The organism is Micromonospora sp. CNZ297 (assembly GCF_007827625.1).
Genome location: NZ_VISU01000006.1, coordinates 172733 through 196567 on the forward strand (window position 1 = coordinate 172733; position 23835 = coordinate 196567).

The 23835-nt window shown below is 71.9% G+C and carries 18 protein-coding genes; 6 read left to right on the forward strand and 12 right to left on the reverse strand.

From position 1 onward, the window contains the following. Positions 1-8 precede the first annotated feature (8 nt). Positions 9-992: a porphobilinogen synthase gene (gene hemB, locus FB454_RS13835; RefSeq protein ID WP_145755688.1), complete on the forward strand. Its 984-nt coding sequence runs from the start codon at positions 9-11 to the stop codon at positions 990-992. 483 nt (positions 993-1475) lie between these two features. Then, the gene (locus FB454_RS13840) at positions 1476-2174 is read left to right on the forward strand and encodes a helix-turn-helix domain-containing protein (protein ID WP_486481626.1); all 699 of its coding nucleotides are present in this window, start codon (positions 1476-1478) and stop codon (positions 2172-2174) included. 32 nt (positions 2175-2206) lie between these two features. Here FB454_RS13840 and FB454_RS13845 read toward each other — a convergent pair whose 3' ends face one another. The 3 genes from FB454_RS13845 to FB454_RS13855 form a co-directional block, all read right to left on the reverse strand. Beyond that, positions 2207-5476, reverse strand: a complete 3270-nt coding sequence (locus FB454_RS13845) for a lamin tail domain-containing protein (RefSeq protein WP_145755686.1) — start codon at positions 5474-5476, stop codon at positions 2207-2209. Positions 5477-5567: 91 nt separating this feature from the next. Beyond that, positions 5568-6584, reverse strand: coding sequence for a GNAT family N-acetyltransferase (locus FB454_RS13850; RefSeq protein WP_013288741.1), 1017 nt, complete (start codon positions 6582-6584; stop codon positions 5568-5570). 67 nt (positions 6585-6651) lie between these two features. Next, positions 6652-7965 carry a lytic transglycosylase domain-containing protein gene (locus tag FB454_RS13855; protein ID WP_013288740.1) on the reverse strand — a complete coding sequence of 438 codons (1314 nt, stop codon included), beginning with the start codon at positions 7963-7965 and terminating at the stop codon, positions 6652-6654. 38 nt (positions 7966-8003) lie between these two features. Here FB454_RS13855 and FB454_RS13860 point away from each other — a divergent pair, with 38 nt between their 5' ends. Both FB454_RS13860 and FB454_RS13865 read left to right on the forward strand, forming a co-directional pair. Then, positions 8004-8219 (forward strand): FmdB family zinc ribbon protein, encoded by a 216-nt coding sequence (locus FB454_RS13860; protein WP_145823032.1) that lies wholly within the window; start codon positions 8004-8006, stop codon positions 8217-8219. Between the two features lie 155 nt (positions 8220-8374). Further along, on the forward strand, positions 8375-11191 hold the full coding sequence (locus FB454_RS13865) for an ATP-binding protein (RefSeq protein ID WP_013475161.1): 2817 nt from the start codon (positions 8375-8377) through the stop codon (positions 11189-11191). 58 nt (positions 11192-11249) lie between these two features. On the opposite strand, the gene FB454_RS13870 is transcribed toward FB454_RS13865, so the two are convergent. Both FB454_RS13870 and FB454_RS13875 read right to left on the reverse strand, forming a co-directional pair. Beyond that, positions 11250-11792: a phospholipase gene (locus FB454_RS13870; RefSeq protein ID WP_013475162.1), complete on the reverse strand. Its 543-nt coding sequence runs from the start codon at positions 11790-11792 to the stop codon at positions 11250-11252. A 159-nt stretch (positions 11793-11951) separates the two neighbouring features. Continuing rightward, positions 11952-13619: a glycoside hydrolase family 10-like protein gene (locus tag FB454_RS13875; RefSeq protein ID WP_013288736.1), complete on the reverse strand. Its 1668-nt coding sequence runs from the start codon at positions 13617-13619 to the stop codon at positions 11952-11954. A gap of 273 nt (positions 13620-13892) precedes the next feature. Here FB454_RS13875 and FB454_RS13880 point away from each other — a divergent pair, with 273 nt between their 5' ends. Next, positions 13893-15386: an amino acid permease gene (locus FB454_RS13880; protein ID WP_013288735.1), complete on the forward strand. Its 1494-nt coding sequence runs from the start codon at positions 13893-13895 to the stop codon at positions 15384-15386. Positions 15387-15482: 96 nt separating this feature from the next. Here FB454_RS13880 and FB454_RS13885 read toward each other — a convergent pair whose 3' ends face one another. Genes FB454_RS13885 through arfA form a run of 4 tightly spaced genes read right to left on the reverse strand, consistent with a single transcriptional unit; the run spans position 15483 to position 20166 of the window. Beyond that, the gene (locus tag FB454_RS13885; protein WP_013288734.1) at positions 15483-16307 is read right to left on the reverse strand and encodes a carbohydrate ABC transporter permease; all 825 of its coding nucleotides are present in this window, start codon (positions 16305-16307) and stop codon (positions 15483-15485) included. Between the two features lie 9 nt (positions 16308-16316). Beyond that, the gene (locus FB454_RS13890) at positions 16317-17279 is read right to left on the reverse strand and encodes a carbohydrate ABC transporter permease (RefSeq protein ID WP_013288733.1); all 963 of its coding nucleotides are present in this window, start codon (positions 17277-17279) and stop codon (positions 16317-16319) included. Positions 17280-17285: 6 nt separating this feature from the next. Further along, the gene (locus tag FB454_RS13895) at positions 17286-18617 is read right to left on the reverse strand and encodes an ABC transporter substrate-binding protein (protein ID WP_047894643.1); all 1332 of its coding nucleotides are present in this window, start codon (positions 18615-18617) and stop codon (positions 17286-17288) included. A gap of 37 nt (positions 18618-18654) precedes the next feature. Next, on the reverse strand, positions 18655-20166 hold the full coding sequence (gene arfA, locus FB454_RS13900) for an arabinosylfuranosidase ArfA (protein WP_114921144.1): 1512 nt from the start codon (positions 20164-20166) through the stop codon (positions 18655-18657). Positions 20167-20316: 150 nt separating this feature from the next. Between arfA and FB454_RS13905 the strand changes: the two genes are divergently transcribed. Further along, a complete protein-coding gene (locus tag FB454_RS13905) occupies positions 20317-21315 on the forward strand; it encodes a LacI family DNA-binding transcriptional regulator (protein WP_145755682.1) in 999 nt (332 codons plus the stop codon). A gap of 15 nt (positions 21316-21330) precedes the next feature. On the opposite strand, the gene FB454_RS13910 is transcribed toward FB454_RS13905, so the two are convergent. The 3 genes from FB454_RS13910 to FB454_RS13920 all read right to left on the reverse strand — a co-directional run bounded on the left by FB454_RS13910 (position 21331) and on the right by FB454_RS13920 (position 23801). Then, a protein-coding gene (locus tag FB454_RS13910) for an IS5 family transposase (RefSeq protein ID WP_145823076.1) occupies positions 21331-22196 on the reverse strand; the annotation gives its coding sequence in 2 pieces (ribosomal slippage) (positions 21331-21863 and positions 21863-22196; 867 coding nt in all). Between the two features lie 162 nt (positions 22197-22358). After that, positions 22359-23084 (reverse strand): BON domain-containing class I SAM-dependent methyltransferase, encoded by a 726-nt coding sequence (locus FB454_RS13915; protein ID WP_123110762.1) that lies wholly within the window; start codon positions 23082-23084, stop codon positions 22359-22361. Between the two features lie 399 nt (positions 23085-23483). Continuing rightward, positions 23484-23801, reverse strand: a complete 318-nt coding sequence (locus FB454_RS13920) for a hypothetical protein (protein WP_013288728.1) — start codon at positions 23799-23801, stop codon at positions 23484-23486. Positions 23802-23835: the final 34 nt, after the last annotated feature.

The window sequence follows — 23835 nt, forward strand, 5'->3', positions numbered from 1 at the left end:
GGCCCGTCATGCCGTACCCCGAGATCCGGCCCCGCCGGCTGCGCCGCAACGCGGCCGTGCGGCGGCTGGTCTCCGAGACCCGCGTCGACCCGGCCGAGCTGGTCGTGCCGATGTTCGTCAAGGAGGGGCTGACCGAGCCGCGGGCCATCGCGTCGCTCCCGGGGGTGCTCCAGCACTCCCGGGACTCGCTGCGCAAGGCCGCCGCGGAGGCGGTCCAGGCCGGGGTCGGCGGGATCATGCTGTTCGGGGTGCCGGCGACGCGGGACGAGACCGGCTCCGGTGGCATCGACCCGGCCGGCGTGCTCAACACGGCGATCCGGGACGTGGTCGCCGAGGTCGGCGACTCGACTGTGGTGATGAGCGACCTGTGCCTGGACGAGTTCACCTCGCACGGGCACTGCGGCCTGCTCACCCCGGACGGCGGGGTCGACAACGACGCCACGCTCGCCGCGTACGCCGACATGGCGATGGCCCAGGCCGCCGCCGGGGTCCACGTGGTCGGGCCGTCCGGGATGATGGACGGCCAGGTCGGTGTGGTCCGCAAGGCGCTCGACGCCGCCGGGCACCAGGACGTCTCGGTGCTCGCGTACGCGGTGAAGTACGCCTCCGCCTTCTACGGCCCGTTCCGCGACGCCGTGGAGTCGGCGCTGGAGGGGGACCGGCGCACCTACCAGCAGGACCCGGCGAACCTGCGCGAGTCGCTGCGCGAGGTCGAGCTGGACGTGGCCGAGGGCGCCGACATGGTGATGGTCAAGCCCGCGCTGCCCTACCTCGACGTGGTGTCGGCGGTCCGGGACGCGGTGAACGTCCCGGTCGCCGCCTACCAGGTCTCCGGCGAGTACGCGATGGTCGAGGCGGCCGCCGCGAACGGCTGGATCGACCGGGAGCGGGTGATGCTGGAGACGCTCACCTCGATCCGCCGGGCCGGTGCCCAGATCATCCTCACCTACTGGGCCGTCGAGGCCGCCCAGTTGCTGCGCGAGCGCTACTGACCTACTGACCGCTGCTCGGCCGACGTGGTCCGTCTGCTGCCGCCACGTGCGGCGGCAGGGCTCGGCTCGCCGTTCTCCGGTTTCGCCCTCCTCGTTGTGGTCGCCGCACGTTGTCCACAGCCCAAGGCGGTCACTCAGCGTATCTTTTCGGCCGGCGGGACACTTCACCCCTCGCCGACTTTGCTCTGCAGCCACGGGCGCAACTGTCACGAATCGTGAGCGCTGCCTCGGTGGCTGCAGAGCAAAGTCTGCCGAGGTGGTCATCCCTGCCGTGGCGATCGTGAGGTTTGTGTCCGCTTAAGTCGGCTTTGTGCTGCAGCTGGGTCACTTGCTTTGATGGTAGCCCTTAACGCTGAGTGATCGTCACCCTCTGTGTGTGCTGGCGGTCGCTGCCATGCGGATTTGGACGCCGAATCCCGGGTTCTCCACAAGGGCGGGGAGCGGGGTTGCCGGGCCGGTGCGGGAGACGGGACCGTGGGCGGCGTGACAGACATCGCCGACACCGAGCCGGAGGCGGGCGCCGCCGCCGGCACCGCCACGGGCGCCCACAGCGGCACCGCCACCGCCACCGCCGCTGCCACGGGCGCGAGGACGGGGACGGGAACGGGGACGGGGACGGGAGCCTGCGCCGCACCCGGCGTGCCCACCGTGGCGGCGGGAGGCGACGGGCCGGCGCTGCTCACCGAGCCGTTCGACGTCCCGTTCCCGGCACCGGGGATCGTCCGGGCGGTGCGTCGCCGGGCCGACGCCAGCCAACGAGAGCTGGCCCGGTTCGCCCGGGTGCATCCGAGCACGATCGGGCGGATCGAGGCGGGGACGCTGACGCCGAGCCTGGCCATGCTGTCGCGCATCGTCGGCACGGCCGGCTTCCGGCTCGTGGTCGTCGACGAGACCGGCAAGGTGCTCAAGCCGATGCGTGACCGGGCCGACCTGCGGGACGGCGCGGAGCGGCGGTACCCGTCCCACCTCGACGTCATCACCGACCCGGAGCCGGGGGAGTGGTGGGCCGACCGGTACGGGCTGGCCCGCCCGCCGGAGACGTTCTACCGCAACCGGGAGGTCCGGGACTGGCTGCGCCGCCGCAGCCAGTGGGAGGTGCGGGTGGCCAAGTACCGGAGCGTGCCGCCTCCGCCCGATCCGCAGCGGTGCGGATACCGCGGCGGCCCGCCGATCCGCCCATGAGGGGATCGACGGGCCGCCGCGCGGCACACCGCTCAGTCGTCGTTCAGGATCGTCCCGACGCCGGACGGGTCGGCGAGCCGCAGGCCCGGCACCCCGGCCACGTACAGCGTGAGCTTCTCGTCCGTCTCGCGCTTGCGGTCACCGCGCACGGTGACCGGGAACGTCAGCGAGGTCCGGCCCGCGGCCAGCACCCGGCAGCCCACGTACGGGTCGTAGTCCGACCCGGCCTGGGCGGTGGTGCCGTAGGTGGCCGCGCAGATCAGGGCCGGCTCGGAGAGCGGGCGGGACACGGTGACGGTGAACGTCATCGTGCTGGTGCCCTTGTCGCCCTCGGTGACCGAGGTGTCCGCGACCCGCAGCGAGGCGCGCGACCGGAACCGGGCCACCTGCGGGTCGTGGTCGCTGGCACCCCGGTCGCCCAGCTCCGGCGCGTCGGTCGGGTAGTCGGCGTTGATGTGCGCCGTCCGTACCTGCACCAGGTCGTCGTGCATCGGGTCGTTCACGAAGAGGTTGTCCAGCGTCTGCGCCTGACCGCTGAATGTGTACGAGTACGCCGACGCCGGTGCGTCCTTCACCAGGTCGTCCCAGAGGTTGTGCAGCCCGGCCTCGTACAGCGGGGCGAGCTGGTCCGACGGGGTCGGGTTCTGGGCGGTGGCGATCGGGTCGTCCGGGCGGGGGAAGACGTTCAGGTCCCCGCCGTAGACCACGCGGGCGTTCGGGTCGCTCGCCTCGACCGCCTCGACGATCGCTGCCCCGTACGCGGCCTGCTCGCGGCGCTGCCCGACCCGGCTGTCCGGTCCGGACGAGAAGTGGTTGGCGACCGCCCAGAGCGTGAACCGCTCGGTCGATCCGGGGCCGGCCTTCACTGTGAACCGGGCCACCTGCGCCGCGCGGGTGTAGACGTTGCTGCCGTCCACCCCGGTCGACCGGTCCACGTCGGCAGGCAGCACCGCGTTGAGCGCCTTGGGGTTCTGCACGTCTGCGTTGGACGGCAGCGCCGCCGAGCGGTACTGGACGGTCGGGGCGGAGCCCAGCAGCGGGTCCGCGGCGGTCGCCTCGGCGAGCGTCAGCCGGTCGGTCCGGTAGAGGAACGCCGAGGCGATGCCCCGGGCGTCCGCGCCGGTCCGGTCGTACGCGGCGGCGTACGCCGGGCCGCCGTTGGCCGCGATGGCGAGCGCCAGCTCCTGCACGGTGTCCGGCGCGCCGTCGGCGTTGTTGGTGTCGCCGCAGGCCAGAGCGCCGTCGACCACCGAGCAGATGTCCTGGTCCTCGGCCTCCTGCACCAGGATCAGATCCGGGCTGTGCAGCGACTGGACGATCTGCCGGGCCTGCACGGCCAGCTTGGCCGCGTACGCCTCCGGGCTCGCCGGCACGTAGTCGAACGGCGGGCTGACGCCGGGGCAGCCGGTGTTGCCGGCGAAGTCGCAGCCGTCGAACGGGTCGTCGCGGTAGTCGTACAGGTTCTCCACGTTGTAGGTGGCGATCGCGACCTCGCTGCCGCGGTCGGCCGGCTGCGGCGGGTGGTTGGCGGCCGGGTCGGTGCCACCGGTCAGCGTGAGCTGCTCGGGCTGCACGCTGTACTTGCTGAACGCGTACGAGACGGAGCCGTAGGCGTCCTCGGTGAGCGTGTCGAACGTGCGTGCCTCGGGCAGCAGCGCCCGGGAGTCACCGGCGGTCGCCTTCACACCGCCCGCACCCAGCAGGATGCGCTGGTTGTTGCCGTTGTCGAACAGCGTGCCGGGGATGTCGTCGAGCGGGTGCGCGTCCCGGAACACCCGCCGGGCGTACGGGTCGGACCGCTTCATCACCGGGTCCTCGCGGTCCAGCACGTAGATCTCGGAGTCGGCGGTGGAGGAGTAGATGTGCCGGGGCGCGGAGACGCCGCTGCCGGCGCGTACCCGCATCCGCTCGCCCTCGTGCCGCTCCCAGAACAGGTCGGCGGCGGCCGCCTCGGCCGGCGGGACCGCGTCGTCGACCCGGACCACGGTGTCCACGTCGAGGCCGGAGTCGAGCTTGCGGACCAGCGAGGCGCTGGACAGCTGGGTCTGGCTGAAGTACTCGGAGACCCGGCCGCGCAGCACGACCTCGTCACCGACGGTCGGGGCGTACCCGCCGATCAGCGTGGTGAACGAGCCCATGAAGACGAACAGGCCGTCGGAGGTCAGCGGGTCGCCGTCCTCGCTGCCGAGCCGGCTCTGGAGGTAGAAGCCCCACTGGTCGGCCCCGGCCGAACTGCGGGTCAGGGACATGCCGGTGATGACGCCGCGTACGTCGTACAGCGTGGAGCTGGTGCCGTTGCCGCTGGCCGGTGCGAGCGGCGACCGGTCGGTGCGGCCGTCCTCGTCGTCGGCGGTGCGGCCCTGCACCTCGCCGACCGACAGCACGCTCGTGGCCTGCACGGTGAGCGTGCAGGTGGCGCTGTCGCCGTCGGTGTCGGTGGAGGTCACGGTGACCGCGTAGCCGCCGGCCGGCAGGCCGGTGGCGGTCAGCGTCGCGGTGGCCGTGCCGCCGTCGGCGGTCGCCGGGGTGAACGCGGTACGGCTGATCGAGCCGCTCGCCGGCGCCGGCACGACCGAGGTGACCGCCAGGTCGGTGATCGTGTCGTCGGCGTCGGTCGCGGTCACCTCGCGGGTCGCGGTGGCGCCCGCCGACAGCGTCAGCGCGCCGCCGCAGGCCACTGTGGGCGGCTGGTCGACCGGACCGTCGCCGACGGTGTGGCTGCCCAGGCCGTCGAACGTGTCGGTGGCGAAGCCGGCCCACTGCGCGGCCGGGTCGAACGGGTCCGCCGGGTCGGTGTCGCCGGCGGCCACCGAGGGCAGCCGGCGCAGCGTGTTGTCCGCAGTGCTGGTGAGGCCGCTGCCCCACTCGCTGCCCGGGTCGACGCCGACCTGGCCCAGGGAGTCGACCACCGTGCCACCCTTGCGCAGCACGATCGCGTCGTCGCCGTTGAACAGCGAACCGGAGTACGTCTGGTCGGCTTGGGCGAGGATCGCCGGCGCGGCCGCCGCGGCGGCGAAGACGAACACGTCACCGGCGGCGACGGTCCCGGTGAGGGCCACGTTCGTCGAGGTGGTGGCGCCGTTGAAGAAGAGCTGGAGCTGGTAGCCGCCGGCTCCCAGGTCGATCGGGGCGCCGGTGCCGTTGTACAGCTCGACGGCCTTGTTGTTGGACGACCCCTCGACGTACTCCGAGATGAACAGGTCGGTGGGCGCGGCGCTGGCCGCGGTGGGTGCGACAGCGATCGCCGTGAGGGTGACGGCGGCGGTGGTCGCGAGCGCGGCGAGGGTGCGGCGCGGGCGCATGGGGCCTCCACGATGGGTGGACAGGAACTAACGAACGTTAAGGCTCTCGTGGGTACACCGTCCAGCCCTTCGATGGCCGGACGGTGAACGGTCAGCGGTGACTGTCCAGCCGGTGCACCAGTTCGGCCACGTCCACACCGTATTCGCACCAGTCGCGGTCGGGGCGGTAGCCCAGCTCGGCGTTGACCTTCAGCATCGACTCGTTGTCCTGCGCGTTCCAGGTCTGCACCTCGGCCACCTCGGGCTCGGCCGAACGCAGCTCCAGCAGCATCCGCGCCTTGATGGCCCGGTCGATGCCGTAGCCGCGGTGGTCATGGACGACGATCGTGTCGTACTGGTCGGCCCGGGTCGGGTGCTGCGCCGGCACCACCACCTCGGTCAACCCGGCCACCTCGCCGGTCTGCTCGTGCAGCGCCAGCACGATGTACGGCTTCATGCCGCGCCGGTGCAGCGTGGCGAGGCTGTCGCGCAGCCGGTCCGGGTCGTAGGAGCTGGGCCGCAGCTCCACGTCGTCGGAGTCGCGCACCTCGGCCTTGGCCCGCGCGTACGCCTCGATCAGCTCGTCCGGCGGGCCACCCGGCCAGAACTCCACGCGGTAGCCCGCGCCGACCTCGGCGGCCATCTCGGTGAGCGCCGGCCAGTCCACCGAGCGCAGGTCGAGCACGCTGCGGGTCTCCACGTAGTCGCGGGTGAAGCCCAGCGACTCGTAGAACCCCACGGCCGGGGTGTCGCCGACCACCTCCACACCGATCGACTGGAAGCCCTCGTCCCAGACCCGGCGGGCGGCCACCCGCACCAGCTCGCGGCCGACGCCGCTGCGCCGGATCGCCGGGTGCACCAGCACCTCGAGCACGCCGATCCCGCCGAGCAGCAGCACGTGCACATGCCCGAGGATCGCCCCGGGCGTGCCGTCCGGGCCGGCGTCCTCCTGCGCGACCCACGAGATCCGCCGCTCGCCGGGCATCACCTCGGAGAGATACTCCCGCATGGAGCTCTCCCGCCATGGCGGATCCTGCGGCAGATCGGCCGCCAGGACCGCGTTCAGCGTGTCCAGCAGGGACGCGATCTCGGCGGACGACGCGGTCCTGGGATCCCACTCGCGCACCATCACCCGTCTAGCTTGCCGTCAACGGCAGCCGGGGGGAAGGGTTGAGTCCGCGAATGTACGCGAGCCGTCACCTCACGTTGCGGCTGAGCCTGCCGTACTCGTCGGCCTTGTCGAAGACGGCCTGGGCGTACCGACGCACATCGTTGTAGGAAAGGATGGCGCCCCACCAGTCACCCGGGATGGTCATGTTCCGGCCGCCCTTGCACAGGTAGAGCCCGGCGGCCAGCGCCGCGTCGTCGATGTCGTGCGGGTTCTTCACGCCGTCGCCGTCCGCGTCCGCGCCGATCTCCTGCCAGGTGGTCGGGATGAACTGCATCGGGCCGAGCGCCCGGTCGTGAACCCGGTCGCCGTCGAGCAGCCCCTGGTCGGTGTCGAGGATCCGGGACCGGCCGCCCTGCCCGTCGAGTGGCTCTCCCTTGATCTCCGGCAGGGCCCGCCCGTCGGCTTGCAGCGTGGCGCCGTTGGCCGCGCCGTGGCGCGACTCGACGTAACCGATCGCGGCCAGCGTGGTCCAGCTCAGCTGGCACCCACGGTTGGTCTGGGCGAGCACCAGCTCGGCGTAGGCGTACGCCTGGAGCGCCACCACGGGGACGCCGGTCACCGCGCCGACCCGCTGCGCCCAGCCGGTGAGCGCGTCGGCGGGACGCCCGGCGGGCAGCACCGGCGCGGTGGTCGCACCGGGCAGCGGCGTGCCGGTGGGCGCGGCGGTTCCGGGCAGGCCGGTCAGCTCCGGCAACGGCGGCGTGGCGGGCGCCGCCGCGGTCTGCGGCACGCTCTGCGACGGCGTGGCCTCGGCGACCGGCTCCGGCCGGCCGACCGCCGCCGGCACGACCACCGCACCGGCAGTGGCGGCGGCGGCGACCAGCGCGAGCAGGAACAGCGCGGGCAGCGTGGTGCGGCCGCCGGGCCGCCGGGACCAGGCGCGGGTGGCCCGGGCCGCGCCGACTGTGAGTTGCCGCGGGCGCGTCCGGACGGCGTGCGCGAACGGCATCCGCCGACGCCGCCCGCCGCTCTCGGCTGCCGCCTCGGCCTGTGCCTTCGACCCCGAGCCCGGCTGCTCGTCCCCGCCCGCTCCGGGCTCGGCGTCCGCCTTCACGGCCGATTCGGGCTGCGGCTTTCCGCCGGGCCGGGCGTCCAGCTCGACGCCCGGCTTGGGGGCCGGCTTCCCACCGGCCTCGACGCCGGGCGTGGCGTCCGGGTTCGCGCCGGGCTCGGCGTCCGCGTCGCGGGCCGGGTCGGCGGGCGACTTCGGGGGGAGGGAATCGCGTTCGCGGCGGGGCCGCGGGATGGGCGGGGTGCCGTCGTCGGGTGGCGCGGCGGGTCGCAGGGGCCGGGCCGTCGCTCGCCGTTCGCCGTCCACCACCCGTCGAGTATCACCCATCCGGGTGACGACGTCAGGCCCGGCCGTACGCTTGGGACATGCCCCGGTACGAGTTCCGTTGCCGCGCCTGCGGCGACACCTTCGAGGTCAACCGCCCGATGGCCGAGGCCGGACGGCCGGCCACCTGCCCGCAGGGCCACGCCGACACGGTGAAACTGCTGTCCACGGTGGCCGTCACCGGCCGGGACGGCTCCGCTCCGAGCGGTGGGATTCCCAGCGGCGGCGGTTGCTGCGGCGGCTCCTGCGGCTGCTGACTTTCCGCCGTCCGTCCCGCGGGTCGATCGGGGTCTTGCCGCCGGTGTGATCCTTTGGCACCTTGGGGCGGAATCTGCCCAGCCGTTCTCACGATGCGTGACGGCACGACCATAGGGCAGCATGAACCCGACGTCACCGGGCGGAGGTTCGACGTATGTCGCAAGGACACCACCTCCCCAGCGGGTGGGTGACCTTCGTGTTCACCGACATCGAGGGCTCGACGCGGCTGGCCCGGATGCTCGGCCCGGTCTACCGTCCGGTCCTGCACGAGCACCGGCGGCTGCTGCGCGACACCCTGGCCGGCACCGACGGCGCGGAGCTGCTGACCGAGGGGGACTCGTTCTTCCTCGCGTTCCCCGACGCCGCCGCCGCGGTCCGCGCCTGCCTGACCGCGCAGCGCGCGCTCGCCGGCCACGAGTGGCCCAACCCCGACGCCACCCCCCGGGTACGGATGGGACTGCACACCGGCTACGCCGAGCCCCGCGACGGCGAGTACGCCAGCCCCGAGGTGCACCGGGCCGCCCGGGTGGCCGCCGCCGCGCACGGCGGGCAGGTGCTCTGCTCCGCCGCCACCGCCCGGCACGCCGACCCGCTGCCGGACGGGGTGTCCCTGCTGGACCTCGGACTGCACCGGCTGCGCGGCTTCGACGACCGGGAGCGGCTGTTCCAGCTCGTCGCGCCCGGGTTGGAGCGGCGGTTCCCGCGTCCGCGTACCGCCGACGCGACAGCACACAACCTGCCCACCCAGGTCACCTCGTTCGTCGGCCGGCAGGCCGAGCGCGCCGAGCTGGGGCGGCTGGTCGAGGCGTACCGCCTGGTGACGGTGCTCGGCGCGGGCGGCGCCGGCAAGACCCGGCTGGCGGTGGAGCTGGCCTCCGGGATCGTCGAGGACTACCCCGACGGCGTCTGGTTCGTCGACATCGCCGCGGTGACCGACCCGGGGCTGGTGGCGTTCGAGATCGCCGCCGTGCTCGGCCTGCGCCCGGAGCCCGGCCGGCCGATGGTCGACACCCTCGTGGAGTACGCGGCGCCGCGCCGGATGCTCGTGCTGCTGGACACCTGCGACGCCCAGACCGCGGCGTCGGCCGAGGTGATCGGCCGGCTGCTCGCCGGTGGCCGGGGTGTGCGGGTGCTGGCGACCAGCCGGGAGTCGTTCGGCGTACCCGGCGAGGTGGTGTGGCGGATCCCGCCGCTGTCGGTGGACGAGGGCCCCGACGGCGGGGGGAGCGACGCGGTGGCGCTGCTGCTGGACCGTACCGCCGTGGCGCGCGGCGGCCGGGCGCCGGAGCCGGCCGAGCAGGCCGACCTGCACCGGGTGGTACGCCGCCTGGACGGGTTGCCGCTGGCCATCGAGCTTGCCGCGGCCCGGCTGCGGGTGCTCTCGGCCGGGCAACTGGCCGAGCGGCTGGACGACATGCTGGGCACGCTCGACGCCGGGCGGGAGACGGCGGAGCCGCCGCCGGTGGAGGCCGGCTGGAGCGGCAACCAGCAGGACACGGTGGACCTGGTGGCCGCCGCGACCGGCGCCGCACCGCCCACCCCGGCGACCCGGGCGGTGCAGCGGTCGGCGAGCGAGCGGCACCTGACCATCCAGGCCACAGTGACCTGGTCGTACCGGACGCTCGGCGCGCGCTCGGCCCGGCTGCTGCGCTGGATGGCGGTGTTCGCCGGCCCGGTGGACCTGCCCACCGTGCAGTGGCTGCTCGACGAGGACCCGCTCGACCCGCTCTCGGTGCTGGTGGACAAGTCGATGGTGCTGGCCGAGCCGCACGCCTCCGGCAGCACCTACCGGATGCTCGACCCGATCCGGGCGTACGCGGCCCGGCGGCTGGTCGAGGCGGGCGAGGAGCAGAGCGCCCGGGACCGGCACGTCGCCTGGTGCCGGCACGCGCTGGACCGGGCGCACCTGGGGCCGGACGGCCGCCCGGTGACGCTCTCCCTGTACGCGCTCGACCCGCTGGCGAACGAGTTGCGGGCCGCGTTGCGCTGGTGCGCCACAGGTGGCAGCGCCCGGTCGGGACTGTCGCTGGCGGGTGACCTGGACCAGTGGTGGCGGGAGCGCGGGCTGGCCCGGGAGGGGCGGCTCTGGCTGTTCCGGCTCTACGGCCGGCTTGCCGAGACCGGCGAGGTGATGCCGGACGCCGAGCTGGCTGCCGCGTACCACATGCACTCGCTGCACGCGGGCGCGGACGGCGAGTTCGGCGAGGAGCTGCGGTACTCGCAGCGGGCCGAGGCGGCCGCCCGGCAGTCCGGTGACCGAGGGCTGCTGGCCCGGGTGCTGGCCGGTCGCGCGGCGCCGCTGGTCGACATGGGGCAGTTCGCCGAGGCGGAGCGGGTCTGCCGTGAGGTGATCGACTGGGCGTACGCGCAGGACGTGGTGGGCGACGCGCTCCTGGCCGTCTACAACCTCGCCGAGCTGCTCTGGCGCCGGGGCGCGCTGGACGAGGCGGCCGACCTGCTCGCCGCGGCCCGTCCGGTCGAGGCGGCCCGGCCCGCCGAGCGGGGCGGCCGGTCGGTGGACATGCTGCTCGGCATGGTGGCCCTGGCCCGGGGCGACCTGGTCGCCGCGCACGAGCACCTGCTGGTGGCGTTGCGGTCCCGGATGAGTCACGGCTACCTGGGCCGGGCCTGCGACACGATCAACGCGATAGCGGTTCGCTGCGCGCTCGCCGGGGACGCGCTGGCGGCGGCCCGGCTGTTCGGGGCGGCGCAGGCCACCCGGGCGAACCTGCGGGCCACACCGGGGATATACGGCCCGTACTGGTCGGCCCGGCAGACGGAGTTGCGGCGGGTGCTGGGCGACGAGGCGTTCGACGCCGCCTACGGCGCCGGGACGGGGCTGCGGCTGGACGAGGTGGCGGCGCTGGCGCTGCACGTCGAGCACCCGGACCTGGCCGCCGACTCGCCACGGTTCGGCAAGCAGACGCCGGGTTCGTGGCCGGCGTTCGAGCCGCGCAGCACAACGGGCTGAGCCGGGCGGCCGACGAGGGCGGGGAGCCCGCCGGGTGGCGGACTCCCCGCGCGGTGCGTCAGGCGGTCGCGGCGGCGCGACGCTGGGCGTCGGCCTTCATCCGGGCGGCGCGGTCGAGGTCGGCCTGCGACACGGCGGCGACCGAGCCGAAGACGCTCACCGCCTGGTAGTACGTCCAGGCGAGGCTGTAGCAGGCGGGCCGGACCACCGCGTTGTACGTGGCGCAGACCCGCTTCAGGTCGGCGTAGAAGGCGCTGTCCAGGCGGGACTTGCTGGACGAGAAGACGCCCATCGCCTTGTGGTTGCGGTAGCCGAAGTCGTGCCGGTAGCAGGAGAGCTTGAAGTTGAACCCGATCGGGTTGTCCGGGCTGGACGAGCAGTAGTCGGTGGACCAGTCGAAGCCGTACTCCGTCCAGGGTGCCCGGTTCTGCCGGGCGCTGTTCCAGGCGTTGTAGCTGGACGCGCTGGTCTGCGTCCAGCTGGTCAGGACGGACAGCTTCTGCTGGGTGCTCACCGCGGCGGCGGCCGGCGTGGCCAGGCCGAGCATGGTGAGCAGGGCGAGTGTTCCGGCGGCGAGGATGGTGGCGAGGCGACGGGACACGGGAACCTCCGCGGGTGGTGGCCGGGATCTCCGGATGTCGACAAGTGTCGATCAAGTGGGTGACCTGGGGCGATGCTCCGGGGAACGGCTCGCTGACATCCGCCCAAACAGACGAATGCCCCCGGGCCGGCGAGGCGGCCCGGGGGCATTCGACGGGGGTCAGCGCACGAAGCGCGGCGGGCTCGCCGGGCTCTCGTTCGCCAGCCGGTCCAGCGCGGTCACGTAGTACGTGTACCGGGCGCCGTCGGCCGCCGTGGTGTCCACCCAGGACTGCACGGCGCCGTCGGTGGCCCGGACGGTGCCGACCAGGTGGGAGGCGTCGGCGAAGTCGCAGCGCCCGGCCAGGCCGTGCCCGTCGAACCGGTAGATCGCGTACGACGCGGCGGTGCCGAGCGGGCCCATGCCGTCGGCCGGCTGACGCCAGCTCAGGCGTACCCCGTCCGCCTCCCGCTGGGCCTTGGTGACCACCGGGAACAGCAGCGGCTTGCGCGGCAGGTGCGTCATGGTGGGCACCAGCGCCGGGCGGGAGTAGTGCTCGGCGGCGTAGATGTCGGTGGCGCCGAGCCGGTTCGCCCGCACCTGCACCGCGGAGAAGTGCACGTTGCCGAGCACCTCCGGGTACGACCGGTTGAGCGTCAGGTGGTTCGACAGCTCCTGCGGGTTCATCCAGAACGACCCGTACGCCGGGTCACCGCTCTTGTAGTCGGCCTGGCCGATGTAGAGCTGCACCCGCGTGCCGCGCACCTGCTCGGCCCACCACGGCACCAGCCGGGCGTAGTCGGCGGCCGGGTACTGGCCGATGTACCAGTAGAGCTGCGGCACGATGTAGTCGATCCACTCCTCCTTGACCCACTTGCGGGAGTCGGCGGAGATGATGTCGTACGACTGCGAGCCGGTGGTGTCCGAGCCGTTCGGGTCGGCCGACGCGTTGCGCCAGATGCCGAACGGGCTGACGCCGAACTTCACGTACGGCTTGACCGCCTTGATCTTGGCGTTCATCTCCTGGATCAGCAGGTTGATGTTGTCCCGCCGCCAGTCGGCCTTGTCGGTGAAGCCCCTGTTGTACGCCGCGAACGTGGCGTCGTCGGGCACCTGGTGGGTGCCGCTCGGGTACGGGTAGAAGTAGTCGTCGAAGTGCACGCCGTCGATGTCGTACCGCTTGACCGCGTCCATCATCGCGGTCTGGACGAACTCGCGGACCTCGGGGACGCCGGGGTTGTAGTAGAGCCGGCTGCCGGCGACGCCGGCCGGCGGGTAGGCGAAGACCCAGTCGGGGTGCTGGCGGGCCGGGCTGTCCGGGGCCAGTTGCGACAGGTCGGCGCCGGCGCCGCCGGGCGCGGGCATGGAGACGCGGTACGGGTTGAACCAGGCGTGGAACTCCAGGTTGCGCTTGTGCGACTCGGCGACCAGGAAGTCCAGCGGATCCCAGCCGGGGTTCTTGCCGCGTACGCCGGTCAGGTACTCCGACCACGGCTCGTACGGCGAGGGCCAGAACGCGTCCGCGGTCGGGCGGACCTGGACCACGACGGCGTTGTGGTTGAGCTTCTGGGCCAGGTCGAGCCAGGCCAGGTATTCGGCCTTCTGCTTGGCCACCTGGTCCGGCGCGGTCCAGGAACCCTTGCTGGGCCAGTCGATGTTCGTCACCGAGGCGATCCACATGGCCCGGAACTGGCGCTTGGGGGTGGCCGGGTCGGTGACGCAGTCGGTGGAGGGGGAAGTGGCGGTGCCTGTGTTGTCGCCGGGGGCGGCCTGCGCCGGTGTGCCGGCGACCAGCGTGCCGAGCAGCGCCGCGGCCAGCGCGGCGGCTCCGAGCCGAGTTGCCTTCATGCGGTGCGGTCCCTTCGTCGGGTCCGGGGGGACGGTCGGCGGCGGGGCGTCACGGCAAGATTCGCCGCGATACCCATGCCTCCGGTAGAAAACTTTCATCTATCCGTGCCCGGCGCAAGACCCTGAGGGCCGATCGATGTCCGGGGTCGTCCGATCGGCCGGATCGTGACGATTCCGAGACACACCGTGCGGGATTGGAGCGCAAAACGGCTGGGTAGCTTGCCCGGTCACGGACCGCCACCGTGGCGGCCGCACGGCGGGGGAGGTGATCAGATGTCGGTCCTGCGTACCAAGCCGATCGGCGACGTGCTCGCCCAGGGCGACGCCGACGGCGAGGACGGCAAACCGGGCCTGCGGCGCCGGCTCGGCGCGGTCGACCTGATGGGCTTCGGCATCGGCATCGTGATCGGCACCGGCATCTTCACGCTCACCGGTGTCGAGGCGCGCAACAGCGCCGGGCCGGGTGTGGTGATCTCGTTCGGCATCGCCGGCCTGGTCGCGCTGCTCGCCGCGCTCTGCTACGCCGAACTCGCCAGCAGCGTGCCGACCGCCGGCAGCGCCTACACCTATGCGTACGCGACGATGGGCGAGATCGTCGCCTGGATCATCGGCTGGGACCTGCTGCTGGAGTTCGCGCTCGGCGCGGCGGTGGTCGCCCGTGGCTGGTCCGGCTACCTCGCCGACCTGTTCGGCCTGCCCAGCGCCTGGTTCGCCGAGGAGGGCAGCGTCGTCAACCTCGGCGCGATCGGCATCGTGCTGGTGCTCGGTGTGGTCGCCGTCGTCGGCATCCGCGAGTCGGCCCGGGTCACCAACCTGCTCGTGCTGGTCAAGGTGGCGATCTGTGCCTTCGTTATCATCGCCGGGCTGTTCTTCGTCAAGGCGGCCAACCTCAGCCCGTTCATCCCGTCCGCCGAGCCGGCCGGGGCCGGGGACGACGGCGTCAAGCAGCCGGTCACCCAGGCGATCTTCGGGTTGGAGCCGTCCGTCTTCGGCTTCGCCGGGGTGCTCACCGCCGCCGCAGTGGTGTTCTTCGCGTACACCGGGTTCGAGGCCGTGGCGAACCTGGGTGAGGAGACCCGCAAGCCCAAGCGGGACCTGCCGCTGGGTCTGCTCGGCACGCTGCTCATCTCCACGGTGCTCTACATCGGCGTCTCGCTCGTCGTTGTCGGCATGGTCAAGTACACCGAGATCGACGAGGGCGCGCCCATCGCGTCCGCGTTCCGGGCGGTCGGCGCCGGCTGGGCCGCGGTGCTCGTCTCCATCGCCGCCGTCGCCGGGCTCACCAGCGTGATCCTGGTCGACCTGGTGGCGATGGGCCGGATCGGCTTCGCCATCGCCCGCGACGGGCTCATCCCACCCGCCATCGCCAAGGTGCACCCGCGCTGGGGCACCCCGTACCGGATCGCCGGGATCATGACCGTCGCGGTGGCGCTGCTCGCCGGTTTCCTGCCGCTGTCCGCGCTGGCCGACCTGGTCAGCATCGGCGCGCTCTGCGCGTTCACGCTGGTCGCGATCGCGGTGCCGATCCTGCGCAGGCGCCGCCCCGACCTGGAGCGGCCGTTCAAGGTGCCGTTCTCGCCGGTGCTGCCGATCGTCACGGCAGTGGCCTGTCTCTACCTGAGCCTGAACCTGTCGGTGGAGACCTGGCTGCGGTTCCTCGCCTGGATGCTGCTCGGCGCGGTCATCTACTTCGGGTACGGCCACCGCAAGAACCGGCTCGCCCGTCGCGAGCACTCGGACACCCCCGAGCCCGCCCCCACCCCCTGAGGCGGGCCCCCCGAAGGAAGGGCCCCTTCTTAACGCCTGGCGTTAAGAAGGGGCCCTTCTGCTACCGGAGGCGTTAAGAAGGGGCCCTTCCTTACCTCACCCCTTCAGGCCGCTGCGGGACACGCCCTGGATGACGTGCCGCTGGGCGAACACGAACAGGATCAGCACCGGTACGCTCGCCAGCACCGCGCCCGCCATGATGACCGGATAGTCGGTCACGTACGCGCCCTGGAGCAGGCCCAGGCCCGCCGGCAGCGTCAGCCGTTCCGGGCTGAACAGCACGTACACCGGCCAGAGGAAGTCGTTCCAGTTGGTCAGGAACGACAGCACCGCCAGCGTCGCCAGGGCCGGCTTCGACAGCGGCAGCAGCACCCGGCGGAAGACCTGCCAGTGGTTCGCGCCGTCCAGCACTGCCGCCTCCTCCAGCTCGGCCGGGATGGACAGGAAGAACTGGCGCAGGAAGAACACCCCGAACGCGCTCGCCGCACCCGGCACGATCACCACTGTGAGCGTGTCGATCCAGTTCAGCCGCTCGGCGATGATGAAGTTCGGGATGATCAGCGAGGTGGGCGGCAGGAACAGCGTGCCCACGATCAGCGCGAACAGCACCTTGCGGCCGCGGAACCGCATCCGGGCCAGCGCGTACGCGGCCATCGACGCGGTCACCAGCACCAGCAGCGTGTGCAGGGTGGCCGCCAGCATGCTGTTGACGAACCAGCGCAGCACCGGGTTCGCCGCGTTGTCGACGATCTGCTGGTAGCCGTAGCTGGAGAACGGGTTCGGCAGCCAGCCGGGCGGCACCCGCTGCGCGTCGTCGTACGTCTTCACCGAGGTCAGCAGCATCCAGACCAGCGGGGTCACGAAGATCGCGGTGATCAGCAGCAGTACGCCGTACCGCGCCACCGCGCGCATGTTCCTCATGTCGTCCCCTCAGTCTTCCCGGTAGCGGAACAGCCGGAAGTTGACGACGCTCACCACTGCGAGCATCAGCGCGAAGAACACGCTCATCGCGGCGGCCCGCCCGGCGTCGTAGTCCCGCAGCCCTTCGTCGACGATCCGCCAGACCACGGTCCGGGTCTGTTCGCCGGGCGCGCCCTGGGTGATCAGGAACGCCTGCCCGAACACGTTCGCCGAGGCGAGGATCGTGGTGGTGAAGACGAACAGCATCACCGGCCGCAGGCCGGGGATCGTGACGTGGCGGAACCGGTCCCACGCGCCCGCGCCGTCCACCTTGGCCGCCTCGTACAGCTCGGCCGGGATGTCCTGGAGGCCGGCCAGGTAGATCACCGCGTTGAAGCCGCACGTCCACCACACGGTCACGCCGACGAGTGACACCCAGGCCCACGGCACGTCGGTCACCCACGGCGTGTCCGAGGGGAGCCCGAGCACGCCGAGCAGCCGGTTGACCAGGCCCAGGTTGGCGTCGAGCAGGAACCGCCAGAGCAGGCCGATCACCGCCACGCCCAGCACGTACGGCGCGAAGAACGCGGCCCGGAAGAACGTCCGGCCGGGGAACGAGCGGTTGAGCAGCAGCGCCAGCCCGAGCGGGACGACCACGAGCAGCGGTACGGAGAACAGCGTGAAGATCCCTGTCGCCCGGACGCTCGACCACCAGTCCCCGTAGATCGCCGAGTCGCTGGAGAACAGGTCCCGGTAGTTGCCGAGCCCGACGAACGGCCGGTTGGGCAGTTGCAGATCCCACTGGTGCAGGCTGATCCAGACCCCGAACAGGATCGGCGCCAGGCCGAAGACGCCGAACAGGATCAGGTACGGCGCGAGGAAGAGGTACGGCGTCGTCCGGTTGCCGCGTTCCGTCGCGCCCCGGCGGCGGGTGCGTGCCGCCGGGGGCGGCGCGCCGTCACGCGCCGCCCCGACCTCGATCACGTCCGCCACGGCGGATCAGTTCCCGTACTTCTTGCGGTTGTCCTCCAGCTGCTTGTTCGCCTTGGCCACGCCGTCGTCGAGCGCCTGCTTCGGCGACTTCTTGCCCAGCGCCGCCTCGTTGAAGGCGCTGTAGAAGGTCAGGATGACCTCGCCCAGGCCGGGCGCGGCGGGCGGGAACGCGGCGTACTCCAGTTCCGGGGCGAGCGCGTTGACCTCGGTGAGCGCGGTGAACTCGCTGCTCTCGCGGACCGCCTTGCGGGCCGGCACCTGGCCGCCCTTGGCCCAGTCCAGCGAGTGCTGGCTCAGCCAGTTGATGAACACCTTCGCCCCGGCGGTCTTGTCGGCGTTCGCGGAGCGCTGCTTGACGATTGTGAAGTTGTGCGAGTTCGCCCAGGCGGCCTTCTGGCTGCCGATCTGCGGCAGCGGCGCGACGCCCCACTGCACGTTCGGGCTCTTCTTCAGGTCGTTGATCTGCCAGATGCCGTTCCAGGTGAACGCGTTCTTGCCGCTCTTGAACGCCAGGTAGTCGGCGTCCTGGCCGACGTTCGCCGGGGAGTGGCCCTGCTTGATCAGGTCGACCAGCCAGGTGCACGCCTCGACGGCCGGGTCGGAGTTGAACGTCGCCTTCGCCACCTCGGCGTCGAAGACGGTGCCGCCCCACTGGTGCAGCAGGCTGTAGTACGTCATGCCGCCGGTGAACTGGAACGGGCTGACCCAGAAGCCCTGCACGCCGGACTTCTTCAGCTCGGTGAGCGCGGCTGTGTACTCGTCCCTGGTGGCCGGTGGCTTCTCCGGGTCCAGGCCGGCCTTCTGCATGACCGCCTTGTTGTAGTAGAAGCCCAGCGGGTGCATGTCCAGCGGGATGCCGTACCGCTTGTCGTTGTAGAGGCCGCCCTTCCACACAGTCGGGGCGAAGTCTCCCTCGCTCAGCTCCAGCGCCTTCGCCACGTCGTCCAGTTCGGTGATCACGCCGCGGGCGGCGAACGTGGCGAGCTGGTCCATGTGCATGACCGCGATGTCCGGGCCGTTGCCGCTGGAGACCGCGCCGGGGAGCTTGCTGTAGTAGTCCTCCCACTGATAGGTAATCACGCTGACCGCGATGTTCTTGTGCTCGCTGTTGAACTGCTGGACGAGCGTCTTGAAGATGTCGCCGTCGCCGCCGGTGAAGCCGTTCCACAGCTTCAGGTCGACTTTCGGGCCGGTGTAGTCCTTGCCGCCGTTGCCGGAGGCGCCGGAGCTGTCGGAGCTGCTGCCGCCGCCGCAGCCGCTGAGTGTCAGCGTGGCCGCCGCGCCGAGCCCGACGCCGAGCCCGAGCAGGCGCCGCCGGCTCATCTCGTTCTGGATCATGGGTACTCCTTGGGGGACGGGATGGAGTATTTGCCGGTCACAGCGCCGGCACGAAGCGCAGCAGGTTCCAGGAGGTGGCCGGCAGCAGCACGGAGGCCCGGCCGCCGTCGACAGTGGGTGTGGTGAGGTCCCGGGGCGTGACCCGCTCCGGGTCCGCTTCGGTGTTCGTGGCGTCCGGGTCGGTTCCGGCCGCCACCGTGGTGTGCGCCTCGGCCCGCAGGCCGGGCAGGCCGCGCAGGTCCAGGTCGAGCGGGAGGTCCTGCGGGCCGCGGTTGACCGCGAAGACGGCCAGCTCGCCGCTCTCCTCGTCGTGCACGGCGACGGTGTCCAGCGCGGGCACGTCGCCGTACCGCGGGGTCTCGTAGGTGGGGCCGGTGGGCTCGGTCCGCAGCACGGTGCCGCGGGCGTACCGGGCGGTCAGCGCGAACGGGTGGAAGATGCTCTGCCGCCAGGCCGGGCCGCCGTTGCGGGTACGGATCGGGGCGATCACGTTCGCGAGCTGAGCCTGGCAGGCCACGCCGATGCGGTCGGCGTGCCGGAGCAGGGTGATCAGCAGGTCGCCCACCACCACCGCGTCGACGGCTGTGTAGTCGTCCTCGATCAGCGCGGGCGCCTCGACCCAGCCGCGCCGGTCCAGGTCGGACTGGAGGCGGGACTGGTACCAGACGTTCCACTCGTCGAACGAGATCTTCAGCTTGCGCTTCTGCCGCAGCTTGGCGCCGACGTGGTCGGCGGTGGCGACGACCTCGGTGATGAAGGCGTCCATGTCGACGGCGGAGGCGAGCAGGCTGGCCCGGTCACCGTCGGACGGGTCGTAGTAGGTGTGGGCGGAGATGTAGTCGACGTGCTCGTAGGTGTGCTCCAGCACCGTCGCCTCCCACGAGGCGAACGTGGGCATGCCCCGGTTGGAGCTTCCGCAGGCGACCAGGCTGATCGAGGGGTCGATCATCTTCATCGCGCGGGCGGTCTCGGCGGCGAGGCGGCCGTACTCGTCGGCGGTCTTGTGCCCGACCTGCCACGGCCCGTCCATCTCGTTGCCGAGGCACCACAGCCGCACCCCGTACGGCTTCTCGGCGCCGTGCTTGCGGCGCAGGTCGGACAGCTGGCTGCCGCCCGGGTGGTTGGTGTACTCCAGCAGTTCGAGCGCCTCGGTGACGCCGCGGGTGCCGAGGTTGACAGCCATCATCGGCTCGACCCCGGCCTCCGCCGCCCAGGTCATGAACTCGTCCAGCCCGAACTCGTTGGTCTCGATGGTCTTCCAGGCCAGGTCGAGCCGGCGTGGGCGGTCACCGACCGGGCCGATGCCGTCCTCCCAGCGGTAGCTGGAGACGAAGTTGCCGCCCGGGTAGCGGACCACGGAGACGCCCAGCTCACGGGTCAGGTCCAGCACGTCGCGCCGCAGCCCTCGCCGATCGGCTGTGGGGTGGCCCGGTTCGTACACCCCGCCGTAGACGCAGCGCCCCATGTGCTCGACGAAGGAACCGAAGATCCGGCGGTCCGCCGGCGCGACCCGGAACGCCGGATCGATCGTGAGCTGCGCGTTCGGCACGATGCCAACCTCTCCCTCGCTGCTGGTGCGGGTGACCGCGGTCACTCCGCTGTCAGTGGTTTCTACAACGTTGTAAGCGCTCGTGTAAAGAGGCAGTCGCGTCGTCGTGGCGCGGTACAGTGCGGCCAGCGTTCACCGGAAGGAAGTGCAGTGCGGCACAGGCTCAAGGACGTCGCGGAGCGGGCCGGAGTGTCGGTGAAGACCGTCTCCAACGTCGTGAACGGCTACCAGCACGTGCGCGCCGACACCCGGGCCCGGGTCGAGGAGGCCATCGCCGCACTCAACTACCGGCCCAACCTCTCGGCCCGCAACCTGCGCAAGGGCCGTACCGGTGTGATCGCACTGGCCGTGCCCGAGCTGGACATCCCCTACTTCGCCGAGCTGGCCCGGCACGTCGTCGCCGCCGCCGCCGACCAGGGCTGGACCGTGCTCATCGACCAGACCGGCGGCGGCTCCGAGCAGGAACGCAAGGCCGCCAGCGGCATCGGCGACCACATGATCGACGGCCTGATCCTGAGCCCGCTCGCACTCACCGCCGACGACCTCGCCGCGCTGGCCGGACTGCCCATGGTGCTGCTCGGCGAACGCGTCGACCACGGCCCCGCCGACCACGTGATGATCGACAACGTGGCCGCCGCCCGCGAGATCACCGCCCACCTCATCGGGCTCGGCCGCCGCCGGATCGCCGCGATCGGCTCCCAGCGGACCCCCGAGGGCGCCAGCGCCCGGCTCCGCCTGGCCGGCTACACCGCCGCGCTGACCGAGGCCGGCATCGCCTACGACGACCGCCTGGTGGCGCCCGCGCCGGCCTGGCACCGCGCGGACGGCGCCGCCGCCATGCGGCACCTGCTCACCACGGGGGTACGCCCCGACGCCGTCTTCTGCTTCAACGACACCCTTGCGCTCGGCGCGCTGCGTGCCCTGCACGAGATGGGCCTGCGCGTGCCCGAGGACGTCGCGGTGGCCGGCTTCGACGACATCGAGGACGGTCGCTTCTCGATCCCGACGCTGACCACAGTCGTCCCCGACAAGGAGCGCATCGCCCGCCTCGCGGTCGAGCTGCTGGCGGGCCGCCTGGGCCCCGATCGCGGGTCCCCACCGCGCGAACTGGTGGCCCCCCACCACGTAGCCCTCCGCGAATCCGCCTAGGCCCTGTCCTGTCGATCATGGAAGCCAGATGATGGCGGCGATGAGGACCAGGCTGGATCGGTAGAGGGACGCGCGTTTGGCGTAGCGGGTGGCCAGTTCGCGCCACTGCTTGAGCCGGTTGAAGCAGCGTTCCACGACGTTGCGCTTGCGGTAGACCTGCTTGTCGAAGGCCGGTGGTCGCCCGCCATGGCTGCCCTTGGCGGCCCGGCGGGCGACCTGGTCGCTGCGTTCCGGGATGACATGTCGGATCCCGCGTTGTCGTAGGGCTCGGCGGGTCGAGTCATGCGCATAGCCCTTGTCCGCGATCAGCACGTCCGGTCGCTTGCGGGGCCGACCCGGTCCGGGCTCGTTGACGCGGATAGCGTCCAGCAGCGCCAACAGTTGCGGGTTGTCGCCGGCTTGGCCGGGGGTGAGCAGGACCGACAGCGGCCGTCCGCGTCCGTCGACGGCGAGGTGGATCTTCGTGCTCAACCCGCCGCGGGACCGGCCGATGGCCTCGCCATCTTGCGCACCAGGCGTCGCCGCACTTGTCGGGGAGCCCCCTTTTTGCGGGCGCCAGCGGCATGCTGGTGCGCCCGCACGATCGACGAGTCGATGCTGATCGTCCACTGCACCGGCGTGCCGTCGTCATGCACCTGCGCCGCCGCGAGAATCCGATCCCATGTCCCGTCGGCCGTCCACCGACGCAGGCGTTCGTGACAGGTCTTCCACGGCCCGAAGCGTTCCGGCAGGTCCCGCCACGGCGCGCCCGTGCGCAGCTTCCACAAGATCCCGTTGATGACCTGCCGGTGATCCCGCCACCGCCCCCGCGCACCGCCAGGCTCCGGCAACAGCGGCGCGATCACCGCCCACGCCTCATCGGTCAGCTCACCACGACGCACCACCGGCACATCGTCAACGACCAACCACTACAAGATCGGCAGGACACGCCCTAGTCCTGTTCTTGGCCCCGTCGATCATGAAGTTGACGGCGAAGTCGATCTCCTTGAGTGCCGCCAACTTCATGATCGACGGGGTGGTCCCTCGGGTCGGCCGGCGCGGCTTCAGTCGAAGAAGCGGGCCAGGTGGGAGGAGGGCGGGGCGGGGGCGTCTGGTGGCAGCGGGGTGAGGTCGGCGAAGATCGAGGCGCCGTCGCAGCCGACGTGCAGCGGATACCAGCGCGGCGTACCCGGCGGGCGCTGACCGCAGATGCCCTTGAACGTCTGCACGTCGAGCAGGCGTACGTGCGTCGGGTCGGCCACCGCGTTGACGTGCCGCCACCAGGGACTCATCACGTGCAGCACCCCGCCGGGACGCAGCGCCCGGTGGCACTCGTCGAACAGCGGCAGGAAGTCGATCAGATGCTCGACGATGTGCACCGCGAAGAACACGTCCACCGAGTCGTCGCGCAGCGGCAGTGAGCCGGCCAGGTTGGCGACCGCGTTCACCCCCGGCGCCGGATAGATGTCCAGTCCCAGGTTGCCCGGCCACTGCTTGGTCGCACCGCAGCCCAGGTCGACCACCACCGGCGCCCGCCCGGCCACGCTGACCCGGCACCAGACGCCGAGTACGCCGGACAGCCGGCCGATCAGCTCCCGTACCAGCCGTAGCTGGTCCGGGTCGGCGACCTCGCCGGTCAGGTGCGCCACCCCACGGTCGAAGCGCACCTCGACAGCCGTTCCGCGCAGCCGCTCGTCGTGCCGGACCATGTCGGCCCACGCCTCGGCGAGGAAGCCGTCGGTCTGCCGGAGTCGCTCACCCGAGAGCGCGGTCTGCCCCATCGCCACCATGCGCCACCTCCGGCGGCCCGTTACCCCCGATTCACCCCAATATGCCCCCAGGCACCAAGCCCGCCCCCCGTCACAAATTGATCAAGGAGTTCGTGTCCTGCCAGAGTCGCCCCGCCGACCTCGGTGATCAAGGAGTTCGTGTCCTGTTTCGAGCACGACGTTGACACAAACTCCTTGATCACCGGGGCGGCGGTCGGGGTGTGCGCGCCGATGCCGGCTCCCGTGCCTCCCGTCGCCGTCGATCTTGCACTTGCGGCCCGGACCAAGCTCGCAAAAGGGGTACCTGAAGGGCGGCAACTGCAAGATCGACCGGAACAGGGGAACAGGGGAACAGGGGGGTGTCCCTATGGGTTTCGTCAAGCGGGGACGGGGCTGGTGGGGCAGGGCGGGGGCGGGCGGTCAGGGGGAGAGGGTTCGGCGGACTGTGCGGGAGCCTCGCATGCGCTGGCGGGGCTGGGCAGCCGCTGCCTTCGGGCGCTTGAGGTGGTAGCGGTGCAACTCGTTGTTGCCCGGCAGCGACGGGTCCTCGCTCATCGCGACCAGTTCCCAGCCCTGGTCACCGGCCCGGTTCAGGTGGGCCAGCGCGGTGTCGCCGTACGGCGTCACGTCGATCATGGAGCCGTCCGGGCCGTACCAGATGAAGACGACCTCCCACCCGGCGTCGGTGGCGGCGGCCTGGCGGCGGCGGACCAGCAGCGCGTACTCCCACTTGAGCATGCGCTCATTGTGGACCCGCGCGCGCGGGTCGGCA